This window comes from Methylocaldum sp. GT1BB (genome assembly GCF_051027545.1).
Lineage (GTDB): Bacteria > Pseudomonadota > Gammaproteobacteria > Methylococcales > Methylococcaceae > Methylocaldum.
Genome location: NZ_CP194902.1, coordinates 2,995,633 through 3,018,224 on the forward strand (window position 1 = coordinate 2,995,633; position 22,592 = coordinate 3,018,224).

Annotated in this window: 23 protein-coding genes and 1 pseudogene; 17 read left to right on the forward strand and 7 right to left on the reverse strand. The window is 55.3% G+C overall.

The window, feature by feature from the left end; all coding sequences use genetic code 11:
- The 7 genes and pseudogenes from ACR2TX_RS14840 (at nt 1) to rluB (ending at nt 6,343) form a co-directional block, all read left to right on the forward strand.
- Nucleotides 1-1,932: an ATP-dependent DNA helicase gene (locus ACR2TX_RS14840; RefSeq protein WP_434129942.1), complete on the forward strand. Its 1,932-nt coding sequence runs from the start codon at nt 1-3 to the stop codon at nt 1,930-1,932.
- Nucleotides 1,929-2,618, forward strand: a complete 690-nt coding sequence (gene tsaB, locus ACR2TX_RS14845) for a tRNA (adenosine(37)-N6)-threonylcarbamoyltransferase complex dimerization subunit type 1 TsaB (RefSeq protein ID WP_434129944.1) — start codon at nt 1,929-1,931, stop codon at nt 2,616-2,618. The genes ACR2TX_RS14840 and tsaB overlap by 4 nt, the downstream gene beginning before the upstream one ends.
- An 88-nt stretch (nt 2,619-2,706) precedes the next feature.
- Entirely contained in the window at nt 2,707-3,327 is a 621-nt protein-coding gene (locus ACR2TX_RS14850) for an L-threonylcarbamoyladenylate synthase (RefSeq protein ID WP_434129946.1), read from the forward strand.
- Between the two features lie 29 nt (nt 3,328-3,356).
- Nucleotides 3,357-4,004, forward strand: coding sequence for a site-2 protease family protein (locus ACR2TX_RS14855; protein WP_133716841.1), 648 nt, complete (start codon nt 3,357-3,359; stop codon nt 4,002-4,004).
- Nucleotides 4,005-4,895, forward strand: coding sequence for a segregation and condensation protein A (locus ACR2TX_RS14860; protein ID WP_086135422.1), 891 nt, complete (start codon nt 4,005-4,007; stop codon nt 4,893-4,895).
- Nucleotides 4,885-5,475: pseudogene (gene scpB, locus ACR2TX_RS14865) on the forward strand (SMC-Scp complex subunit ScpB); the annotation flags it as partial. The gene ACR2TX_RS14860 and the pseudogene scpB, both read left to right, overlap by 11 nt.
- Nucleotides 5,456-6,343, forward strand: a complete 888-nt coding sequence (gene rluB / locus ACR2TX_RS14870) for a 23S rRNA pseudouridine(2605) synthase RluB (RefSeq protein WP_434129948.1) — start codon at nt 5,456-5,458, stop codon at nt 6,341-6,343. The pseudogene scpB and the gene rluB, both read left to right, overlap by 20 nt.
- A gap of 17 nt (nt 6,344-6,360) precedes the next feature.
- Here the strand turns inward: rluB and ACR2TX_RS14875 are convergent, their stop codons facing one another.
- The 4 genes from ACR2TX_RS14875 to ACR2TX_RS14890 form a co-directional block, all read right to left on the reverse strand.
- The gene (locus tag ACR2TX_RS14875; protein ID WP_086135424.1) at nt 6,361-7,260 is read right to left on the reverse strand and encodes a GGDEF domain-containing protein; all 900 of its coding nucleotides are present in this window, start codon (nt 7,258-7,260) and stop codon (nt 6,361-6,363) included.
- 227 nt (nt 7,261-7,487) lie between these two features.
- Nucleotides 7,488-7,766, reverse strand: coding sequence for a hypothetical protein (locus tag ACR2TX_RS14880; RefSeq protein WP_077729231.1), 279 nt, complete (start codon nt 7,764-7,766; stop codon nt 7,488-7,490).
- A gap of 333 nt (nt 7,767-8,099) precedes the next feature.
- Nucleotides 8,100-8,492: a hypothetical protein gene (locus ACR2TX_RS14885; protein ID WP_077729230.1), complete on the reverse strand. Its 393-nt coding sequence runs from the start codon at nt 8,490-8,492 to the stop codon at nt 8,100-8,102.
- A 145-nt stretch (nt 8,493-8,637) separates the two neighbouring features.
- The gene (locus ACR2TX_RS14890; protein WP_434129951.1) at nt 8,638-9,120 is read right to left on the reverse strand and encodes a hypothetical protein; all 483 of its coding nucleotides are present in this window, start codon (nt 9,118-9,120) and stop codon (nt 8,638-8,640) included.
- A 331-nt stretch (nt 9,121-9,451) separates the two neighbouring features.
- Here ACR2TX_RS14890 and ACR2TX_RS14895 point away from each other — a divergent pair, with 331 nt between their 5' ends.
- Nucleotides 9,452-10,750, forward strand: coding sequence for a hypothetical protein (locus ACR2TX_RS14895; protein ID WP_077729228.1), 1,299 nt, complete (start codon nt 9,452-9,454; stop codon nt 10,748-10,750).
- Nucleotides 10,751-10,883: 133 nt separating this feature from the next.
- Here the strand turns inward: ACR2TX_RS14895 and amrA are convergent, their stop codons facing one another.
- Nucleotides 10,884-11,483 (reverse strand): AmmeMemoRadiSam system protein A, encoded by a 600-nt coding sequence (gene amrA, locus ACR2TX_RS14900; RefSeq protein WP_434112163.1) that lies wholly within the window; start codon nt 11,481-11,483, stop codon nt 10,884-10,886.
- The gene (gene amrB / locus ACR2TX_RS14905; protein WP_077729269.1) at nt 11,461-12,246 is read right to left on the reverse strand and encodes an AmmeMemoRadiSam system protein B; all 786 of its coding nucleotides are present in this window, start codon (nt 12,244-12,246) and stop codon (nt 11,461-11,463) included. Before amrB ends, amrA begins: the two co-directional genes overlap by 23 nt.
- Nucleotides 12,247-12,354: 108 nt before the next feature.
- On the opposite strand from amrB, the gene amrS reads away from it, so the two are divergent.
- Entirely contained in the window at nt 12,355-13,464 is a 1,110-nt protein-coding gene (gene amrS, locus ACR2TX_RS14910; RefSeq protein ID WP_077729226.1) for an AmmeMemoRadiSam system radical SAM enzyme, read from the forward strand.
- 53 nt (nt 13,465-13,517) lie between these two features.
- On the opposite strand, the gene nadB is transcribed toward amrS, so the two are convergent.
- Complete coding sequence (nadB, locus tag ACR2TX_RS14915; RefSeq protein ID WP_077729225.1) at nt 13,518-15,113, reverse strand: L-aspartate oxidase; 1,596 nt, start codon at nt 15,111-15,113, stop codon at nt 13,518-13,520.
- Between the two features lie 385 nt (nt 15,114-15,498).
- Here nadB and rpoE point away from each other — a divergent pair, with 385 nt between their 5' ends.
- From rpoE to ACR2TX_RS14955, 8 genes are all read left to right on the forward strand, one after another.
- Complete coding sequence (gene rpoE, locus ACR2TX_RS14920; RefSeq protein ID WP_077729224.1) at nt 15,499-16,071, forward strand: RNA polymerase sigma factor RpoE; 573 nt, start codon at nt 15,499-15,501, stop codon at nt 16,069-16,071.
- A gap of 11 nt (nt 16,072-16,082) precedes the next feature.
- Nucleotides 16,083-16,604, forward strand: a complete 522-nt coding sequence (locus tag ACR2TX_RS14925; protein ID WP_077729223.1) for a sigma-E factor negative regulatory protein — start codon at nt 16,083-16,085, stop codon at nt 16,602-16,604.
- Between the two features lie 82 nt (nt 16,605-16,686).
- Nucleotides 16,687-17,637 carry a MucB/RseB C-terminal domain-containing protein gene (locus ACR2TX_RS14930; protein WP_168175370.1) on the forward strand — a complete coding sequence of 317 codons (951 nt, stop codon included), beginning with the start codon at nt 16,687-16,689 and terminating at the stop codon, nt 17,635-17,637.
- Nucleotides 17,630-18,070 (forward strand): SoxR reducing system RseC family protein, encoded by a 441-nt coding sequence (locus tag ACR2TX_RS14935; RefSeq protein ID WP_168175369.1) that lies wholly within the window; start codon nt 17,630-17,632, stop codon nt 18,068-18,070. Before ACR2TX_RS14930 ends, ACR2TX_RS14935 begins: the two co-directional genes overlap by 8 nt.
- A gap of 55 nt (nt 18,071-18,125) precedes the next feature.
- The gene (locus ACR2TX_RS14940) at nt 18,126-19,532 is read left to right on the forward strand and encodes a DegQ family serine endoprotease (protein ID WP_077729220.1); all 1,407 of its coding nucleotides are present in this window, start codon (nt 18,126-18,128) and stop codon (nt 19,530-19,532) included.
- A 4-nt stretch (nt 19,533-19,536) separates the two neighbouring features.
- A complete protein-coding gene (lepA, locus tag ACR2TX_RS14945; protein WP_077729219.1) occupies nt 19,537-21,342 on the forward strand; it encodes a translation elongation factor 4 in 1,806 nt (601 codons plus the stop codon).
- A 28-nt stretch (nt 21,343-21,370) separates the two neighbouring features.
- On the forward strand, nt 21,371-22,144 hold the full coding sequence (gene lepB, locus ACR2TX_RS14950; protein ID WP_077729218.1) for a signal peptidase I: 774 nt from the start codon (nt 21,371-21,373) through the stop codon (nt 22,142-22,144).
- A gap of 46 nt (nt 22,145-22,190) precedes the next feature.
- On the forward strand, nt 22,191-22,568 hold the full coding sequence (locus tag ACR2TX_RS14955; protein WP_077729217.1) for a DUF4845 domain-containing protein: 378 nt from the start codon (nt 22,191-22,193) through the stop codon (nt 22,566-22,568).
- Nucleotides 22,569-22,592: the final 24 nt, after the last annotated feature.

Below are 22,592 nucleotides of genomic sequence, written 5' to 3' on the forward strand. Positions count from 1 at the left end.
TTGCCGGATTTGCTTTCGATCTTGGGGGCGGAAGGCCCGTTCGCCCGGTGCTTGCCGGGGTTTCGCCCGCGCCAGGGACAGGCGGAGATGGCGCAAGCCGTCAAACAAGCAATCGACGGCAAGAGCTGCCTGGTCGCGGAAGCAGGTACCGGCACGGGCAAGACCTTGGCCTATTTGGTTCCGGCGGCTTTGTCCGGCAAGAAAGTCATCGTTTCGACCGCCACCAAGACTCTCCAGGATCAGCTTTTCCGCAAGGACCTGCCTATGGTCCGGCAAGCGCTGGCCGTGCCGTTCAAGGCGGTACTTCTGAAAGGGCGAGCCAATTATCTGTGTCCGTACCGTCTGCAAAACACCCTGGGATTCAAGGCGGGTTACGGCCCACGCGAGGCGTACGCCCTGGAGGCGATCCGGCGCTGGAGCAAGACCACCCGGACCGGTGACATCGCCGAAGTCGTCAATGTGCCGGAATCCTCGGTGCTTTGGTCTTCGGTGACCTCGACCGGAGACAACTGCCTGGGGCAGGAATGCCCCCAATACGAAGACTGTTTCTTGGTGAAGGCACGCCGCAGTGCTCAGGATGCCGATATTCTGGTGATCAATCATCATTTGCTGTGGGCCGACTGGACCTTGAAGAACGACGGCTTCGGCGAGCTTTTGCCCGACTGCGAAGCGATCGTGGTGGACGAGGCTCATCAATTCGTCGAATCGGCGGCCCAGTTTCTGGGGCTCAGCATCAGCTCCCGCCAGCTCCACGGGTTGGCGGACGATATCCTGGTCGAGCGGCTCAAGAACGCGAAAGATATGCCGCAGCTGCTCGAAGAAGCGGAACTGCTCGAGCAATTGACGGCGGAGCTGCGGCAGGCTTTGGGCGACCCTTCGCGGCGGGAGGCGTGGCACAAGGTGGCGGACGATTCGGCGGTAACCGAAAAGCTCGCCGAGTTGCGCCGGCATTTGCACGATCTCGAAGCCATCCTGAAAGAAGCCGCCGTTCGCAGCAAAGGCCTCGAGTCGTGTTGGAAACGTTGTACGGATTTGGGCGTGCGGCTGGAGACTTTCGACAAGGACGAAGGCAGCGAAGCCGTACGCTGGTTCGAGGTCTATAAGCACAGTTTTTCCCTGAACCGGACCCCGTTGGCCATCGCCGGCGAATTCGCGCGGTTTCGGAAGCACAGTCAGGCCGCCTGGATCTTCGCATCGGCAACGCTCACGGTGAGCGGCCGGTTCGATCATTTCGTCGGACAACTGGGACTCGGCGGTGCCGATTGCCGGGCTTGGGAAAGCCCGTTCGATTACCGGAACCGGTGCTTGTTGTTTCTGCCGCCGGGGCTTCCGGACCCGGCGGTCGACGGTTTCACCCAGGCTGTGGTGCGAGCCGCGCTGCCGGTTTTGAAGGCCAGCCGGGGCAGGGCATTCATGTTGTTCACCTCGCATCAGGCCTTGTCGGACGCTGCGGCTTTGATCGCGCAGCATCTCGATTATCCGCTGTTCGTTCAGGGCAACCAGCCCAAAGCGGTGCTTCTGGAAGCCTTCAAGCAAGCCGGCAACGGTATTCTCCTGGGCACCGGGAGCTTTTGGGAGGGGGTCGACGTTCCGGGACCGGCGCTTTCCTGCGTCATTATCGACAAATTGCCGTTCGCTTCACCCAGCGACCCGGTGCTCAATGCTCGGCTCGAAACCCTCCGCCGCAACGGACTGAATCCGTTTGCGACCTATCAGCTTCCGGCCGCAACCATCGCGCTCAAGCAGGGCGTGGGGCGCTTGATCCGGGATCAGGAGGATCGCGGCGTGCTGATGCTGTGCGATCCGCGGATTTTGTCCCGCTCCTACGGGAAGGTTTTTTTGAACAGCCTGCCGGATACGCCGAGGACCCGTTCGCTCGCCGATGTGCAGCGGTTTTTCTCCAGTGAATTCGAAAAAGAGATCGCGGTATGAAGATTCTGGCCATCGAAACCGCCACGGAAGCGTGTTCGGCCGCCTTGCTGATCGATGACACCGTTCTCGAACGTTATGAGCTTGCGCCGCAGCAGCATAATCGGCTGATTCTGCCGATGATCGACTCCTTGCTGGCCGAAGCCGGAGTCAGGGTTTCGCAAGTCGATGCTTTAGCGTTCGGACGGGGGCCCGGTTCCTTTACCGGCGTCCGCATCGCGGCGGGCGTGGCTCAGGGGATTTCGTTCGGTGTTGATCTGCCGGTGGTTCCGGTTTCGACGCTGGCGGCCCTGGCGCAGGATGCCTTGATCGAGTCTCCGGAAAAGGTCGCATTTTCCTGCATCGATGCGCGCATGGGCGAAGTCTACTGGGCGGTCTACCGTAGGGGAGAATCGGGGTTGGCGGAGCTTTTGGGCGAAGAATCGGTACGGCCGGCCGAACGCGTTTCGTTTCCCGATCATGCCGAAGGCGTCGGTATCGGCAGTGGATGGAAGACCTACGGTTCGGTTCTCCAGGAGCGTTTGGGCAGCGACGTAAAAAGGATTCTGCCCGACCGCTTTCCGCGCGCGGCGATGGTGGCTCGTCTTGGCGCCGATGCTTTCGGCAGCGGTTTCTTTGTGGAGCCGGAACAGGCGCTGCCGGTTTATCTGCGCGACAATGTCGCTAAAAAGCCGGGTTCACGAACGTAGGCGGATCGATCTTTGTAGCGGTCCCGTCGAAAAACGCAGAGAAAGGGAAAAATCCCTGAGGAGGGGGCCTCTATAGTAAACTATCGGGATGGCTCAATATTTTCAGATCCACCCGGACAACCCGCAAGCTCGGCTCATTCGCCGAAGCGTCGAGATCATTCGCGAAGGGGGCGTAATCGTTTATCCGACCGATTCCTCCTACGCGTTCGGCTGTCAGATGGATAATAAATCCGGGCTGGACCGCATCCGCCGAATTCGCCAGTTGGAGGAAGATCACAATTTCACCTTGGTCTGCAGGGATCTGTCGCAGATATCGACTTTCGCGAAGATCAACAACGAAGCATTCCGACTGATCAAATCGCTGACGCCGGGGCCGTTCACCTTTATTCTCAAAGCGACCCGCGAAACGCCGCGTCGCCTGCAACATTCGAAGCGCAAAACCATCGGTATCCGCCTGCCGGACAATCCGATCACGCTGGCGCTGGTAGCGGAACTGAACGAGCCATTGTTCAGTTCGACCCTGATTCTCCCCGGCGATGATGACGCCATGGCCGACCCCGAAGACATTCGCGACCGCCTCGAGAAAGAGGTGGATTTGATCATCGATGCCGGAGTCGTTCCCTATACGCCGACCACTATCATCGGCTTTATCGAAGACACGCCGGAGATCGTCCGGCAGGGGTCGGGCATCGTCGCCTCGCTTCAGTAACCACGTTCATTCCTACAAAGATTGCACCAATGGAAGAACTTACCTTCGCTCAACGTTTCGCCATCTGGATCCTCCCGGTCCTGTTCGCCATTACCCTGCATGAAGTGGCCCATGGCTGGGTCGCCAAAATGCTGGGCGACAACACGGCGGCCCGGCTCGGCCGTTTATCTTTGAACCCGCTACACCACATTGATCCCGTGGGCACCTTGCTGGTGCCTGGAGTGCTGTTGGCGCTGGGCGGTTTTATCTTCGGCTGGGCCAGGCCCGTCCCGGTGGATTTCGGCAAACTGCGTCACCCGAAGCGGGATATGGCGCTGGTCGCCGTTGCTGGACCCGCTGCTAATTTCTTGATGGCGATAGCCTGGGCGCTAGTCGCCCGTTTGGCCAGCGCCGTGGATTTTGATTACGTGTCGGTACCCTTGGGTCTCATGGGCGTCGCCGGCATCGTCATCAACATCGTGCTGATGCTTCTGAACTTGCTTCCGATTCCGCCGCTCGACGGCGGGCGGATCGCCGCAAGTTTCTTGCCGCCCAGGCTGGCCATCAAATTCAGTCAGATCGAACCCTACGGTTTCTTCATTCTGCTGGCGCTGATCGCCACCGGAGGGCTGTCCATGATTCTGGGCTTTCCGATCTATGCTATGCAGAGGTTGCTTTTCGGTTTTGCCGGTCTGTAGATGACTGATCTGGCCGATTGTGAAAAGACCGTTGCGACCGAATCGAATTCGGACCGAGATGCACGGCAGGTCGATTCGCAAGCTGTAAGCGAGGGAGCGGTCACCGCTGCACCATTGGCTTTCGTCAACGGCGCGCCGTTCACCGAGTTGCCGGAAGACCTCTACATCCCACCCGACGCGCTGGAAGTATTCCTGGAAACGTTCGAAGGTCCGCTCGATCTTCTGCTTTATTTGATCCGCCGGCAGAACCTGTCCATAGTGGACATCCCCATTGCCGATATCACGCGCCAGTACATCACCTACATCGAGATGATGAGCGAACTCCGGATCGAGCTTGCCGCCGAATACCTGCTGATGGCGGCGATTCTCGCCGAGATCAAGTCGCGCATGCTGCTGCCGCGTCCGACAGGGCCGGAACAGGGCGAGGAGGATCCTCGCGCCGAACTGGTGCGCCGCCTCCAGGAGTACGAACGCTACAAACACGCCGCCCAGGAGCTCGACGCCTTGCCGCGATGCGAGCGCGACGTTTTCGAAACGTCGGCGGATACCGGTGCCATCACGGTCAAAAAGATTTATCCCGAAGTGGAATTGAAAGAAGTTCTCTTAGCTTTCCAAGACGTGCTGCGGCGCGCCGAGCGATCGACGCATCATCACATCCAGCGCGAGCCATTGTCGGTGCGCGAGCGCATGTCGAGTATACTGGCGCGATTGCGGACCCAATTATTAATCCCGTTTCCCAGCTTGTTCGAACGGAAGGAAGGCCGGCACGGCGCGGTCGTTTCGTTGCTCGCCATCCTCGAACTCAGCAAGGAGCGCTTGATCGAGATCATTCAGGAAGAACCGTTGGGCGAATTGCAAGTTAGGCCACTGATGGCTTCCGGTGTCGATTGACGTGGAACTGAAGACGATCATCGAGGCGGCGCTGTTAGCTGCCGGCAGACCGTTGTCCTTCGCCGAACTCGAAAATCTGTTTGCCGACAACGAGCGGCCAGAACCCGCAGAAATACAATCCGCTTTGGCGGAGTTGGCCGAAGATTGCCGCGGCCGGGCCGTCGAATTGAAGCAGGTGGCCAGCGGGTACCGTCTCCAAGTGCGGGAGGCGTTTTCCCCCTGGGTCTCGCGGCTGTTCGAGGAAAGGCCAGGGCGTTATTCACGCGCCTTCTTGGAAACTCTCGCCATCATTGCTTACCGTCAGCCGGTTACGCGCGGTGAAATCGAGGATATTCGCGGCGTAGCCGTCAGTTCGGGTATCGTGCGAACGCTTCAGGAACGGGGATGGGTACAGGTGGTAGGGCACAAAGAGGTCCCGGGGCGCCCGGCCCTGCTCGCCACGACCAAGCAATTCCTGGACTATTTCAATCTGAAGAGCCTTGGCGAACTACCGCCGCTCCAGGAGCTCATAGACGACTTGGCGCTGCAAGCGGCGCCGCAAGACCAGCCAGTGACCGAAAATGCGAATACCGAATCGATCGAATAAGACCAAGACGCCGGCGGATGTACGTCCATCACCGGATGACGCCGGCGAGCGGATTCAGAAAGTTCTCGCTCAGATCGGGCTGGGCTCGCGCCGGGAAATCGAGGAATGGATCAGGGCCGGTCGGATATCGATAAACGGCAAGCCGGCCGAGCTGGGGGATCGTTACAGAACCGGCGACCATGTCACCGTCAACGGCCGACCGGTCGATGTCGCCAAAAGGTCCGAAGCGCCAACCCGTGTGCTCATCTATCACAAGCCGATCGGAGAGGTGGTCAGCCGGCGTGATCCGGAGGGGCGTCCGGTAATTTTTACCCGGTTGCCCAAACCGGCGACCGGGCGCTGGATTGCCGTCGGACGTCTCGATATCAATACCCAAGGTCTGTTGTTGGTCACCAATAATGGTGAACTGGCCAATCGTCTCATGCACCCGTCGCGGGAAATGGAGCGGGAGTACGCGGTCCGGGTTCTTGGCCCCGTCAACGACGAAATGTTGACTCGGCTGTCGAACGGTATTGCGCTGGAAGATGGACCGGCTCGATTCGAGACGATAGAACCGGCGGGCGGTGAGGGCGCCAACCGATGGTTTCGCGTCACCTTGAAGGAGGGGCGCAACCGTATCGTTCGGAGGCTTTGGGAATCGCAGGGAATTACGGTAAGCCGATTGATGCGGACGCGGTTTGGCGGGATTGCCCTACCGTCCCGATTGAAAGCGGGAGCGTCTTACGAACTCCCCGCTGAAGAAGTCGCCGAATTGATGCGTTCGGTTGGACTGGATATCGGAAAAACGCCTTCGGATCGGCGCCCTGCGCGCCGGCACGCGAGCGACAAAGCTGTCCGCCGCCGAAAAACCAAGATTTCTTAAAACCGTCGGCCTTTTGGTTACGTATCGATTGCAGCCGCAACCCGATTGCGTCCGCCGCGTTTTGCCAGATACATGGCCTGATCGGCGCGGCGCAGCAAGTCCAAATGAGTTTCTCCGGAAATCAGCGTTGCTACCCCCAAGCTCAGCGTAACGCGGACGCCCGAATCGCGTACTCCGCAGAATGTTCCTTCGACCGTGTTACGAATGCGTTCAGCAAGATTTACCGCGCCGTCCTTGGACGTGTTGGAAAGCAGAATGACGAATTCTTCACCGCCATAACGGAACAGGATATCGCTCCCGCGCACGGAATCCTTGATAGATCGCGCTACCGACCGCAACACGGCATCGCCTGTGTCATGCCCGAAACTGTCGTTGATCGATTTGAAGTGATCGACGTCGAGAAGAATGATCGAAAGGGGGGTGCCGTAGCGGCGCGCGAGCTCAAGTTCCCGCTGCAGACTACTGAGCAGTGCCGGTCGATTCCCGGTTTGAGTCAACTGGTCCGTGTGGGCATAACACAAGGCTTCGCGATACTTGAGCCCGTTTCGCAAGGGATAGAGTAGGCGGCAGAGTAGCGCTTCCACTCGGGCCAACTCCGGTTCACTGAAGCGCCGGTCTCGGCTCATCCGCCATTCGCCGAGCGGCTCGTTCTCGAGTTCGAGATTGTAAGCGCAGACGTGCCGTCCTTTCTTGCCCAGCGAAAGTTCGATGCCGAGCTTTTCGTTGCAAAAGCGCAAGCCGGAATGGGGAACGATAGTCTTCAAGTGCGTGCTGAACAAACCGAGAAGCTGCTCTATGTCCAGCGTGGTCTGAAGAGCTAAGACCATTTCGTAGTAGGATCCATCACCCAGAGCGGTTTTTTTCTCGATCTTTTGGCTCGACAGCGCGGCTAAATTTTCCGCTTTATTATTTTTCATCGCGCAGTTTCTCTTCTCGCCGAAAGGGTGTCTGATGGCTTAGGTCTCTTCTAAAGCGAGATTTATGCCAGTGTCCTCGGCACCCGAAATTCAAGCGTTCGATGCTACTGCCTGTCGGAAATTTGACGGGTGAGGTAGGACCATTTTGTCGGTTTATGGCAAGCGTCGAAAATTGATCGAGGGACAGCAAAGCCGAGCGCGAAGTTGCGTGCCCGTCAAAGAAAACGTCAGTGAATTCTCGGTTTTTTGCCGACATCTAAAACCGGTAAAAATTCGGACTGTTTGTAAAGAGTCAGTGCCCAGCGGTCCTGATCGCTGTCGTGGCGGAGAATATAAATGCCGTCCGTGGTAAGCAGCTTGAAATATCCATATTCCGACGCGAGCCACCGGTCGATGACCTCCACGACTTCGATGCGTCGGTCGCCGAGGAAAAAAGCGGACGGCTCTTGTACTCCAAGCTCGCTTCGGTTAGCCAGAACTGTAATCGGCTGTAAATTGTCGGACATGACAAATCTCTGAATCGTTCGCTATTTAAAAAATGCTTCCAGGTAAGCCCAAAATTCGGAAATGCACTTTGCGTGCCTCGATCCTTCGGTTTCTTGCGTAATCGTACCTTATCCAGGAAGTCGTGTTAACGGAAGTGCGAAATCGATGCGGTATTGATTTTATCGCATGCGATCGGCGAAGGTGAGCGAAGGGATACAATTTATGGTGTCCTTGCGATACGAGGACATAGCGAATGAATCTTGCCCGTTCAGCAAGGCAGTGCCGACGTTATCGTGCGAAGACAGACGTCTCGGGGACTGGCTTCGGCTCCTGTGCTATGCATGTAAATCGCTTCATGGGTGACTGCCCGAGTACACGTTCCACACGTGCAGTTGATCGCAGCCATCGTTGCTGTATCCAGTAACTTTGATCCAGGCCCGCCCGTCCGTGATCGGTTGAGAGAGCACGCCTTCGACCGCTAGTCTCCCGCTACGCTGTTCGGAAATCGCGACGGCGACGGGCTCGTTATTGACCCAGACTTTGATGGTGTCACGGTCGGTATTTTCCGAGGCGACGAAAGAGAACTTTTGGAGTGCCGGGACGCTGGTCTCCTTGGCGGGCGATTCGTCAAAGAAAATCGGTGGCGTGCAATCGAGAATGATTCCGCCGTGGTGACTCACTCCGAAAGCAAAGACTGTGGCGGGTAGTAGGTACGCGAGGGACGCAATCGCGACAGGTTTTATCATTGTATTTACCCTACTCGGTTTTGACTGTTCCGTCGTTCAAGCGAACGAGCGTTGCTGTTCCCGCGGAGAAGCGTTTCTGGTCTTTATGTTTGTAATTCGGCCTGGAGGCTCGGTTTGACGGTATATCGGTTTTCCACGCACCGCTCTAAATCAAGACAAACAGACTGCCTATCAGCATGCTCAAGACCACGCCTTTCCAAGGCCACCAAAGAGCCGACCAAGACAGGCGCAAGATTTTTAGCTGTTTTTTAATCCAACGCATCAAAGCTGGAATCAGCCTGGTTCGGCTATATCGCCAGAGCCATCTCACAGTGACGATGGCGAGCAGGATCTTGAGTGGAGTTATCGTCCAGGCGGTAATCAGTTCTGCGTGGCGTGGCGAAAGGTCGAACCAGTCCTCCAACTTGTCTTCGATGAGGATTTCCTCGCCGCCTTCCACGAGAATGAAAATAGCGTCCCCAAGCAGTTCCAGGATGTCGAGGATCAATTCGAAGATCAGTTCTGCGGAGGCAATCACGGCGACCAGGCCGATTCCGAACCAGAGCAACGGTTTCCAGCTGGGCTCGGGTTGGGGATCGGTACCGGACTTTTCTATGTCCGAGTTCGAATTCTCTGTTACGTCACTCATGTTTTATTGACGGCTAGTCTGGATTTGCGCAAGGGTAGCTGCGTTTCACGTACCGTTCAAGCACTGGTGGTGTGGGCGCTCCAACGGAAAACGTCTTGAATTTTTGCAGCGTCCTAATCCGGCTGGCCCTCGGCGTGTCAGGCGTGGAGCGTAAAACACCCGGTCCGAGAACATGAGGCGGCTGGAATCGACGCGAACTGTGCTATAGTTCGGCAGCCACAGGGTGCGGTTATCCCGGGATCATCTGAGCCTTCCTAATTTCGGGATTTGCATCGGGGCGGTAGCGAACTATCCGACAGAGTCCGACGAATAAGATCTCATCGAGAGCCTGATGGAAATTAAAGAATGGCTGCATGTATGGCAGTTTGAACATCATCCCTTCGTAATCTTCGACGCAGACCGCGATCCTTATCTGCAGGCGGCCATGATAGAGAACACGTCGTTGCGGTCGGCGTTGCTGAACCTGGACAAGCCCAGTCCGTACGTCATTTTTGCGATCCGAGGAGCCGGAAAATCCTCCATGCGGATCGACACCGAGCGCTATCTGAGACAGTATCAGGACAAGGTGCTGGTAGTCAGATACGTAGAATTCAACGAACTGCTCAGCGAAGTCACCAAGGTGAGGAAGCTTCCGGCCGAGTATTCTCCGAGGAAACCGGGTTTGGCGAAGCTATTTCGGAGAAGAAAGGAAGAGGTACTCATCCGCGAGAGCAAGATCACCCTCGACGATCATCTGGATTACCTTCTCAAATTGGGAATAGAGGAGCTGTACCGCAATATTACCGAGGCTCAGAAGGAAGACATGCTCAAGGACAACCGGGAGTTCGCGGAAAAATTCATATTGCTTACGGCACTTTATTTCTCCCCCAATGATCTGTCGAACAAGATCTCCGCGCTTCGGAAACTGATCAGTATTGCCGGTTACAAGAAGCGGAACAGCTTTTTCTCCAATAAGCAGGCAAAGCTTTTGGCCGGAGAGATTTATCGGAATATCCGCGGCGTTCCGGTTTCGGTGGAGAACATGTTCAAGATCATCCAGGAAATCGGACCTGGTCTGTTCGAGTTCCACGGTATTCCGAGGATGACGGAGAACCGGTTCACGCTGCTCAAGAGCTACATGGATCTAGTCCAATACTTCGGGCTGTCCGGCGTTTATCTGTTGGTCGATCGCGTGGACGAGCCCACCAGCATCAAGGGCGATCCGGAAAAGATGCGCGAGCTGGTAACGCCTATTCTCGACGATCAGCTGTTCCAGATCGATCATCTTGGCATCATTCTGTTCCTGCCGTACGAATTGCACGATCTCAAGAAGTATTATCGGAGCGATCGAATCAAGACCATTTCGTCGATCAATTGGTCGGCCGACAATATGATCCGGCTGATCGAGAAGCGCATGAACGTTTCCCGGAAACCGGGAAGTGCGCCGATCAAACTGGCGGATCTGTTCGAGGAAGAGGGAGAAAGCAAAGCTCAATTCATCGTACGCCAGTTGACGCCGCGGAATGCCTTTCGATTGCTGAGCATCATCGTCGAAGAACACTGCCAGACCGTGGTGTACGGGCCTAAAATTTCGACCGAGGTGTACGAGTCGGCTGTGCAAAGATATCTTATTGAAAAAGAAGGATATTAGTTTTTGCAGTCCGGTGAGTGGCGAAAACTCTTCAACCCCGAGAGATAACCCGCAATTTCACTTGCCGAGCCCATGGCTTGCCCGTATCACATGGAAGTGTTCGATAAGCTTCCATTTCAAGCGGGATGAAGAGCTATGTCGAATCCCCATCGATTGCTTCCGTGCGATAACGATAGATCCTGATCGAGTCGGACCAGTAATCCTTGGGGAGACCGGCTTTCAATTTCAGATGCTGCAAGAATGCCCGAGGATTCGGCAGTGATTCCCAAACCGAGGGCAGAAAAGTTCCGCGCCTGAGCCCTTCTTCCAAGATCAAGCCATCCTCGCCCGCCGCCAATTGTTGTAGCAAATCGTCCTCAGACGTGAACGACACCGGCTCCGCCGGCGTCAGCAACGATAGATGGATATCAAGCCGCTCGATGTCCCACTGTCTGACCGGCGGGAACCGAGGATCCCTAAATGCGGCGGCGTAAGCGTTATGAGCGATGTCTTCGGCTAAAGAGCGAATGGCTTCAAGCGTGCCGATGCATCCGCAGAGTTTGCCTAGTATTTCGAGCGTCACGAACGTAGCTCTCATGGTGATGAGCTCAGGTGCTAGCGTTTGCTGTTCGACGGGAATCGGTCGTCCGTGGACCGAGCCGTACTCGATTGATCGTTTCGCAAGCGCGAGCAGAAACCGGCGGTGCGTTGAGTTCAAGAAACCGTTTGTGTTACGCAAAGACATAGCTCCCATAGCCGACTACTCGATCTTTCGGGCCAGCCGTATCGCCGGAACTGCGTAAGTCCAGCGTTCGGGCTGTTAGACCCTTCTCGCGGGCGAAGTAGAGTAAGCCGTTGACGGCTATCCGTCCACAAGCCGATTCATGACCGATATCCTCCGGCCGAAGCCTTTCGATGGCGACGGATGTGGCCTGATCTATTCGCTTGGCCGTGGCATAGTCATGGTAATGGCTTAAATCCGAGCTGATCACGGTCATAGTCCCCGAATCGTCCCAAAGCCGCTCGAGTACCGCGCTGACGTCGGAAGGTGCGGCAATGCCCACGACCAAAGGAACCAGTTCGAACTGGTTCAAGACCGCCTGCAGAAAAGGCATATGAACTTCAAGGCTATGCTCGAGCAAGTGTGCCTCATCGAGCCTTTTGACGAATGGTAAATCGAGAATCTTTTCGATGGCGGCGCAGTCTATAGGGATGTTGCCCAGGGGAGTGGCGAAGCTGTCCGCATGACTGACGGCGATGCCGTGAAAGCCGATTCTATGAGAAGGGCCGATTAAGACAACGCGACGAATGACATCCCTGCCTTGTTTGATCAGGGCATAGGCGCTGGCGGCTATGGGGCCCGAATAAATGTACCCGGCGTGAGGTGCGATAATGGCCTTCGGCAGCGGCCCGGCTGTGTTTGCATCCAGCAGAAAATCCCGAACCATAGCGCGAAGCCGATGTTCGTCATCCGGGTAGAAAAGCCCCGCGACGGCAGGTTGGCGTATGTTCTTCATTGCAAAGTCCTCTGTGGGATCGACGCCGGCCGTCGGCAAAACGTCGACAGGCGCCCGATGGGTCATATTTTACAAATGCGATTTTATTTGACGAATGGGGTGTAGATCATGAATCGGACCATCGAAACGGCGCAGGGTTTTCCTACGCGCTACTGGCGTACGCTGGAGGACGGTCGTGTGGAATGCACGATGTGTCCCCGGTTTTGCAAGTTGCATGAAGGACAGCGGGGGTTGTGTTTCGTTCGCGGCAATGTGGACGGCAAGATCGTATTGTTGTCCTACGGGCGCTCTAGCGGCTTCTGCATCGACCCTATAGAGAAAAAACCGCTGAATCATTTTCTTCCCGGTACGCCGGTCTTTTCGTTCGGCACGGCCGGATGCAATCTCGCGTGCAAGTTTTGCCAGAACTGGGATATCAGCAAGTCTCGCGAGATGGATTCACTGATGGATCAGGCTTCCCCCGAAGCCATTGCGCTGGCGGCAAAAGATCTGGGTTGTCGCAGCGTCGCTTACACCTACAACGATCCCGTTGTCTTTCATGAATACGCCGTGGACGTTGCCAAGGAATGCCGAAAGCATGGCGTCAAATCGGTCGCGGTATCGGCCGGTTATATGTGCGCCGAGCCGCGCGCCGAGTTTTACAGCGTGATGGACGCGGCCAATATCGATTTGAAGGCGTTCACCGACGAGTTTTACCGCAAGATCTGCGGCGGCCATTTGCAACCGGTATTGGAAACGCTGCAATACATCAAGCACGAAACGTCCGTGTGGCTGGAAATAACGACCTTGCTGATTCCCGGCGAGAATGACTCGGATCATGAGTTGGAGGCATTGACTCAATGGGTAGCCGACAAGTTGGGACCGGACGTGCCTCTCCATTTTTCGGCCTTTCATCCCGACTGGAAGATGATGGATAAGCGTTCTACTCCGAGGGACACTTTGGTTCGGGCCCGGCGCATCGCCATGAAAAACGGTCTTAGATACGTTTATGTCGGAAACGTTCACGATAAAGCGGCTGACAGCACTTATTGCCATCACTGCGGCCAGTTGCTCATTGGCCGCGACTGGTATGAACTGTCGGAATGGAATTTGACGCCGCAAGGCGCTTGCAATGCATGCAACACGCCTTGCGCCGGCGTGTTCGAAGAAAGCCCCGGAGACTGGGGCGGCAGGCGCGTGCCGGTCAGCACGTGCCGCCGGGCGGCAACGCACCACTAAGGCGTTGCTTGAAGATTGATCGGAGGATGCCGTTACGAGCCGCTGATCGATGATCAGGGACAGATCACCGTGTTTCGTGGAGGCTCATCATCGTTCGTGCGCGGATAGTCCAGCGTAAAATGGAGTCCTCGGCTCTCTTTGCGCACTAAGGCCGAGCGGATGATCAGTTCGGCTACGATGACCAGATTGCGCAACTCCAATAAATCGCTGGTGACCCTGAAATTGCCGTAATATTCGGCGATTTCCTGCTTTAACAGCTCGACACGGCGCAACGCCCTCTGCAGGCGCTTGTTGGTTCTGACGATGCCTACGTAATCCCACATAAAACGTCGGATTTCGTCCCAGTTATGGGCGACGACGACTTCCTCGTCGGAGTCCGTGACCTGGGATTCGTCCCATTCGGGCAAGTCCGGAGGCGGAGGGATCTCGGGCAGGGCCCTGATAATATCCTCTGCCGCCAGCTTGGCGAAGGCCAGACATTCGAGCAAGGAATTGCTGGCCATGCGGTTGGCTCCGTGGAGACCGGTACAGGCTGTTTCTCCGACGGCGTAAAGGCCGGGCACGTCGGTGCGCGCGTGGCGGTCGGTTTGCACGCCTCCGCAGGTGTAATGAGCGGCCGGGACGACCGGTATCGCTTGCGATGTAATATCGATATTGAGCTCTAGGCACCGCGCGTAAATGGTCGGGAAATGGCTTTTGATGAAATCGGAGGGTTTGTGGCTGATGTCCAGGTAAACGCAGTCGACGCCCAGGCGCTTCATTTCGTGATCGATGGCGCGCGCGACGATATCGCGGGGAGCCAGTTCCTCTCTGGAATCGAATCGGTGCATAAAGGGCGAGCCGTCCGGCAGCACCAGTTTTCCGCCTTCTCCGCGAACCGCTTCCGAAATCAGGAACGAGCGGGCATGTGGGTGGTAAAGGCAGGTCGGATGGAATTGAATGAATTCCATATTGGCGATGCATGCGCCGGCGCGCCAGGCCATGGCAATGCCATCCCCGGTGGCGATGTCGGGGTTGCTGGTATATAGATAAACTTTGCTGGCGCCACCGGTCGCCAAAACGACGACTCGGGCCCGGAGCGTTTTTACTTTATTGTCGTGGGTATCGAGCACATAGGCGCCCAGCACGCGGTTCCCGTCACGGCCGACCTTTTTCTCGGTTATCAGATCGATCGCGTTATGGTATTCGAATAAATCGATATTAGGATGGTTGCGGACATGTTGCGCCAGCGAGATTTCGACAGCCCGTCCCGTGGCATCGGCTGCATGGACAACGCGGCGATGGGTATGTCCGCCTTCCCGGGTAAGATGAAGGTGGTGGCCGCCGTTTTCCGCGTCCGCTGCAGTGAACGGAACACCTCGTTCCAGCAGCCAGTCGATGCATTCTTTGCCTTGCGAAACGACGAGCCGCACGATATCCGGATCGCAAAGCCCGGCGCCCGCGTTCAGTGTGTCCTGTATGTGAGACTCGATCGTGTCGTCGGCATCCAGCACGGCGGATATGCCGCCCTGGGCGTAAAGCGTGTTGGTTTCGGTCAAGGCGGTTTTGGACAGGACGGCGACACGCGCGTGATCGGCGATGCGTAGCGCCAAGCTTAAACCGGCTGCGCCGCTGCCGATGATCAAAACGTCGTGAACTGAGGATGGCATGAAGTGAGTGTGTCGTGGTGGTTCCGCCATCCTACTGTAAAAGTATCATGTCTAAAACAGGTGGCGTTGAATTAGCCATGGGAGTGGCAGCCTAAAGTAGAATCTCGATTCGGTGCTGATGAGTCGTCAAAAGTGTGGGTCGTGGCGGATACGGCGAAATACGCATTGAATGGCGCTTGCGAAACTACGATAATTCTTCCTGTAGAATCAAGCTAATGCAATTGTGCAGCAGTCTTTGACAGTGTTTTCTGTCAAGCCACGTATCTCACTCTTAATGAAGCTCTCAAATAAGCCGTGTTTTTCATTCGCTCGCCGTATTCAAATAAGAGCCCAGATCTTTTGGTCGTGCGTGTGCGCCGTTAAATAGGGAAAAAGGTTTCCCGCAATGGGCGAGCAACTCGATGAGGAATTAGTCCGGAGGGTACAGCGAGGCGATAAAACGGCATTCGACATTCTCGTTCGAAAATACCAGTACAAAATCGCGCAGCTGATCAACCGCTATATCAAGGACCCGCACGAGGCCCTGGACGTCGCTCAGGAGTCCTTCATAAAGGCCTATCGGGCGTTGCCGAGCTTTCGCGGCGAGAGCGCTTTTTACACATGGCTGTACCGGATCGCGATCAATACGGCAAAGAATCACATTGCGATGCGCGCACGCCGCCCTTCGGAGGACGAGATCGAAATCGAGGAGGCGGAACAATTCGAGTCCGCCGTACGTCTAAAGGATCAAGAAACCCCTGAGGGAGTAGTGTTAAGTGAGGAACTCGCTCGGGTAATCCAATTTGCGCTAGACGAGCTGCCCGAAGAACTTCGTACGGCGATAAGCTTGCGAGAGTTCGATGGCTTAAGCTACGACGAAATCGCTCAGGTAATGAATTGTCCGGTGGGGACCGTGCGTTCACGCATTTTTCGTGCGCGCGAAGCCATCGATAAGAAATTAAAAGTTTTACTCGGTTAGGGGGCAAGTCCATGTCGGATGATGATCTGAGACAAAAGCTGTCATTACTGTTAGACGGAGAATTGAGTGAGAGCGATTCGCTGGCATTGATGGCTCGTATAGAGAGCGACGCCACGCTTCGAAGGCAATGGCATCGTTACCGTCTGGTCAGCGAGGTGATGCGGTCGGGAAAGGTCCTGCCCGTCGATGATCGCTTCGTGGATCAGGTTCGGGCTACTATAGCGAACGAACCGGCGATTCTTGCGCCAAGACCGGAGAAACACCGCTATCGTGAAAAAGCGGTAACGGCCGCATTAGCGGCCTCTTTGGCGGTGGTTGCGGTTTTGGTCGGGAAGTCCGTAAAGGATTATTCTCCGGTGCCTGGTCCGGAGGTGTTGGCGCAAACCGAGTTGGTCGATCCCGATGAGGTTCGTTCAGCGCTTGATCCCCAGTTCCAGGATTATCTGGTTACGCATTACGAAACGGCTTATTTGGCAGGCGCTCCAGGTCTGTTGCCCTATGCTCGCCTGGTGACCTACGATTCTTCTCGCTAAGTTCGAATTGATGGTTTCACTTTTTGCGCTCTCTGTGGACATGCTCCGCATACGCCGAGTTTTGGCATGGCAGATTTGTCTAATGATGTTTGCAGCCGAAGCTTTGGGCGGAACCGGCGAACCTCGCCATGGTGATGCCGTCCGTTGGCTAATGGATATGCGTCAAGCCGTGACTCAGTTGAATTATCGGGGAGTAGTGGCTTATCTCAAAGATAAACACGTCGAGAGCTTTCAGCTAGTTCATGCGTTTACAGGGGGTACGGAGCACGAACGGTTGGTGTCGATGAACACTCCCTTGCGGGAAGTCGTCCGAAATGCAGAAAAAGTGTCTTGCTACTTTCCCGACACCAAAACGGTCTTTGTCGAAAATAAACCGCCAAGACGTTCGGTTTTGCTGGAGTTGCCAGAGGACTTGAAACAACTTTCACGACATTACGATTTTAAGCTTGAGGCGCAGGAATACGTTGCGCAGCGCTTGTCACAGGTCATCAGTATTGAGCCGCGAGATGACTTTCGGTACGCTCGCCGGATTTGGGTGGATTTGGAATCCAAGTTGCCGCTCAAATTCGAGCTAATCGGCGAAAATGGCCAGGCGGTCGAGCAGATGATGTTCACGTCGCTGAGTATCGAGGAAATCATCCCGGACTCCGAACTGAATGCATCCACAAAGGTCGATGCTTTTACTTGGCAGGTTAATCGGCGTGAGGCGATGCCGCTCAGGTCGTTGAAATGGGCGCTTAGAAGCGTGCCAGATGGGTTTCAAATGATTTCGTATACTCGGCTGATTCGTACGCCGACAGAGCATCCGGTAGAACATATCTTGTTGAGTGACGGTTTTTCTTCTGTTTCAATTTACATTGATGAGTTAGGAGGCGATATCGTCAAGGGACATCAGAAGAAAGTCGGTGCCATAAATGCGCATTCTCGTAAGATCGATCGCTATCTGGTCACCGTGATGGGCGAAGTTCCCGCCAAAACCGTGCAAGCCATCGCAGGGGGCGTGCATCTTCAAGTGAATGACGCCCATGATTGAGGAAGAAGCAGTCGTCTTACACACGGAAGCCGAAAAAGTTTGGGTCGAAAAGCCGCGCAAATCGGCGTGTGGCGGATGTTCGCAGCAATGCGCGTCTGGCGTGGTGGACGAGTACCTCGGGGCACCGAAAATTCGGTTACAGGTATTTTCCCCAATCGAAGTTCATGTGGGTGATCGTGTTGTGCTCGGAATTCAGGAGGACGCCCTGGTAAAGGGGTCCCTATGGGCATACTTGATTCCTTTGTTGGGCTTATTTTTTGGCGCGGTATTGGGAGACATCGTCGCGTCCTCGCTAAGACCAGCTATTTCCAGCGACGGGGCCAGCGCATTCGGAGGCGTAACTGGCCTGATTTTGTCTTTTGTCCTTTTGAAGTTCACAGGGGTTCTTTCTCGCGAAAAACTGCACCCCGTGATACTCCGTAAACTTAGCTGATATCAAATCCGCTTTTAAATCCATGCTTAGGTCCGTGAAGACTTGGGAGTTTCGTATGCTTAAAACCAGGTGGATAGCCCTCGTGCTTTGTTTCCTTCTCATAGGGCTTTCGTCTCAGGGAGTCCTTGCTCAGCTTCCCGACTTCACCGGCTTAGTCGAGAAAAACAGCGCGGCGGTCGTAAATATTAGTACCTCTCAGAAAGTGAGCGCTACTGAGCCCCAGTTGCCGGAAGGGATCGAAATACCGGAAGGAACGCCATTTGACGATTTCTTTCGTCGCTTCTTTGGCGAAGGTGGTGGCCAGCCGAGTGAGGTGAAATCTTTGGGATCGGGCTTCATCGTTTCGGACGATGGTTATGTCTTGACCAATCACCACGTTGTCAAGGATGCCGACGAAATCGTCGTGCGATTGCAAGATCGCCGAGAATTGGTGGCCAAAGTCGTCGGATCGGATAAGCGCAGCGATATCGCGTTGCTGAAGATAGAGGCTGATCATTTGCCAGTCGTAAGAATGGGGTCGGCCGATAAACTGAAAGTGGGTGAATGGGTATTGGCTATCGGTTCACCCTTCGGCTTCGATCATTCGGTGACGGCGGGCATCGTCAGCGCCAAGGGCCGAAGTCTCCCGAGCGATAACTATGTGCCTTTCATTCAGACCGACGTGGCCATCAATCCGGGCAACTCCGGTGGCCCTTTGTTCAATCTCGAGGGCGAGGTGGTCGGCGTCAACTCTCAGATTTACAGCCGTACCGGCGGCTTCATGGGATTGTCGTTCGCTATTCCGATCGAAGTCGCCATGCAGGTGGTCGAACAATTGAAATCGCAGGGCCATGTGTCGCGGGGCTGGCTGGGCGTGCAGGTACAGGACGTCACGCGCGAGTTGGCCGAATCTTTCGGGATGAAGAAGCCGCAGGGAGCTCTGGTATCTAGAGTATTGTCGAAGAGTCCAGCCGAGGCGGGAGGCATCCAGGTCGGTGACGTCATTATCGAGTTCAACGGACAGGAGGTCGTTGGTTCGTCGTCGCTACCGCCAATGGTAGGTATGACCAAAGTGGGGGAAACGGCAGCGGTCAAAATCATCCGTCAAGGTTCGACCCGTGATGTAAAGATCAAAATTGGCACCTTGCCCGAGGATGAGGGAGTGCTCTTGGGGGCCGAGGAGGCTCCGGGGGCTCAGACGTTCGACCGTTTGGGGCTTAGCGTATCCAATTTGACGGTGGAGCAGCGAGAACAATTGGAAGTTCCGCGGCATGGCGTGCTGGTACAAGCGGTCAACCCGGGGCCCGCCTACGATGCGGGTATACGCCGTGGCGATGTGATTCTTCGTATTCAGGACCAAGTCGTCAAAGACGTAAACCATTTCAATGAGGTTGTGAAGGAGTTGCCAAAAGGCAAATCGCTTGCGGTGCTGGTCCAGCGACGCGGCGGCTCATTGTTCCTGGCCTTGAAGCTCAAGGATTGAGGCCGTGGCTGATCAGCAGCATATTCGTAACTTTTCCATCATCGCTCATATCGACCATGGCAAGTCGACCTTGGCAGACCGATTCATCCAGACTTGCGGAGGACTTAGCGATCGCGAGATGCTCAACCAGGTGCTCGACTCGATGGACATCGAGCGGGAACGCGGCATCACCATCAAGGCTCAAAGCGTAACGCTCAACTATAAGGCCAAGGATGGCGAGACCTACCAGCTCAACTTGATCGATACGCCCGGTCATGTGGACTTCTCCTACGAAGTGTCCCGATCATTGGCGGCCTGCGAAGGCGCCCTGCTCGTGGTCGACGCAGCGCAGGGGGTGGAGGCGCAAAGCGTAGCGAACTGCTATACGGCGATCGAGCAGGGCCTGGAAGTCATTCCCGTGCTGAACAAGATCGACTTGCCGTCGGCCGAACCCGAGCGGGTTTGCAAGGAGATCGAGGAGATTATCGGGTTGCCGGCCGACGAAGCCTTGAAAATCAGCGCGAAAACCGGCCTCGGTGTCAATGATCTTCTTGAACAGCTGGTAAGCAAGGTGCCTCCGCCCAAGGGAGATCCCGAGGGGCCTTTGCAAGCGCTGATCATCGACTCCTGGTTCGACAACTATCTGGGAGTCGTTTCGCTGGTGCGAGTGGTTAACGGTTCCATCTCCCGGAAACAGAAGATCCTCATCATGTCCACCGGAAAGAGCCACTTGGTGGAAAAGCTGGGCGTCTTTACCCCAAAGTCCTTCGATAAGGAGACACTCCAAACCGGCGAGGTAGGGTTCGTTGTGGCCGGTATCAAGGATATTTTCGGTGCGCCGGTGGGCGACACGATCACCGCGGCCGATCGCCCTTGCCAGGCCCCGCTGCCGGGGTTCCAGCAAGTCCAGCCGAGAGTGTTCGCAGGGCTCTATCCTGTTGAATCCGACGATTACGAGAATCTTCGGGAGGCGCTGAACAAGCTGCATCTTAACGATGCCGCGCTGCAGTACGAGCCGGAAACGTCGCAGGCTTTAGGGTTCGGTTTTCGGTGCGGGTTTCTCGGCATGCTGCACATGGAGATCATCCAGGAGCGGCTGGAGCGAGAGTATGATCTCGATTTGATCACGACAGCGCCGACCGTCGTTTACGAGGTGCTCAAAACGGACGACGAGACGATTCTGATCGACAACCCGTCCAAGCTGCCCCCGCCCAACGAAATCGTAGAAATCCGCGAACCGATCATCGAAGCCAATATTCTGGTGCCGCAGGATTATTTGGGCGCGGTGATGACGCTTTGCGTCGAAAAGCGCGGCATACAGAAAAAGATGCAGTACATGGGCGGGCAGGTATCGCTCAGCTTCGAATTGCCTTTGAGCGAGATCGTATTGGACTTCTTCGATCGTCTGAAGTCGGTCAGCCGCGGATTCGCTTCGTTCGATTACGAATTCAGGCGCTTTCAGGCGGCGCCGCTGGTCAAACTGGACATTCTCATCAACGGAGAGCGTGTGGATGCGCTGTCTTTGATCGTGCATCGGGATATCAGTCAAACTCGGGGGCGAGATCTCGTGGAGCGAATGAAGGATCTTATTCCGAGACAAATGTTCGAAGTCGCCATTCAAGCCGCTATTGGTTCGAAGATCATCGCTCGGTCCACAGTCAAGGCGATGCGCAAGAACGTGCTGGCCAAGTGTTACGGCGGTGATATTACCCGTAAGAAGAAGCTGCTGGAAAAGCAGAAAGCCGGTAAAAAAAGAATGAAGCAGGTAGGGAAGATCGACATTCCGCAGGAAGCGTTTTTGGCGGTTTTGCGCGTAAACAAAGATACCTAGTACCGAAAAACAACAAAAGACCCAGCTTATGGATTTCGATTTTTCGTTTTTTTTGGTCATGGCTACCGCCCTGACCGGGATCATTTGGGGCGGTTACGCGTTGCTGCGGCGCTTTCAGCCGGCTACGGCTTCGGCGAAAGAGCCGATTATCGTGGAATATGCTCGTTCGTTTTTTCCGATCGTTCTGATCGTACTTTTGCTGCGATCGTTCTTGGTGGAGCCATTCCGTATCCCTTCGGGTTCCATGATGCCGACTCTGCTCATCGGCGATTTCATTCTCGTCAATAAATACACCTACGGTATTCGTCTTCCGGTTTTGAACACGAAGATCGTCGAGATGGGCGAGCCTGAGCGGGGCGATATCGTGGTATTCCGTTTTCCGAAAGACCCGAAGGTGGATTACATCAAGCGGGTTATCGGTTTGCCTGGCGACCGCATCGCGTATTACAACAAACAGCTTTACGTAAACGGAGAAGCCATCAAGCAAACAGCCATCGCCGAATATCAAGGCGTGGGGCAGGGCAGCGTCATGAACGGTGCGCGCCTTTTAAGCGAAGACTTGAAAGGGGTTAATCACGACATCCTGATTCGAGAAGGCCAACCTTCGGTGCAGGGGGAATTTACGGTACCCGAAGGTCAGTATTTCGTCATGGGCGATAATCGCGACAACAGCAACGATAGCCGGTACTGGGGTACCGTGCCGGAAAGCCATTTAGTCGGAAAAGCGTTTTTCATTTGGATGAGTTGGGACTGGGAGAACGGCGGCATCGCATTTGATCGTCTCGGTACTATATTGAATTAGTGGTTCTAGTACCGAAACTATCCGAAAACTCCCGGAGTACGCGAAAATGGCTAATGTCCCTTCCCGGCAGAGCGGTCTGACGCTTATCGGCTTTTTGTTCGTTCTATTCTTAATCGGTTTTTTCTCCTTGCTTGTACTCAAGATCGGCCCGGTGTATCTGGAGCACTATAAGATCGTGTCGTCGCTTGAATCGCTCAAGAAAGATAACGATCTCGCTTCGAAAACCAGAGACGAAATCTTGACTCTCCTGCAGAAACGCTGGGAGATCAACATGGTCGAACGGGTATCGACCAAAGATGTGAAGATCATTAAGGAGGGATCTTATCTAAAGATTGAAATAGCTTATGACGTCGCCGAGCATCTTTTTGGAAACGTGGATGCTTTGCTGCACTTTAACGATCTTATCGAGGTCGGATCGAATTGATGAAGAGCGTTTCTAGTTACTGCT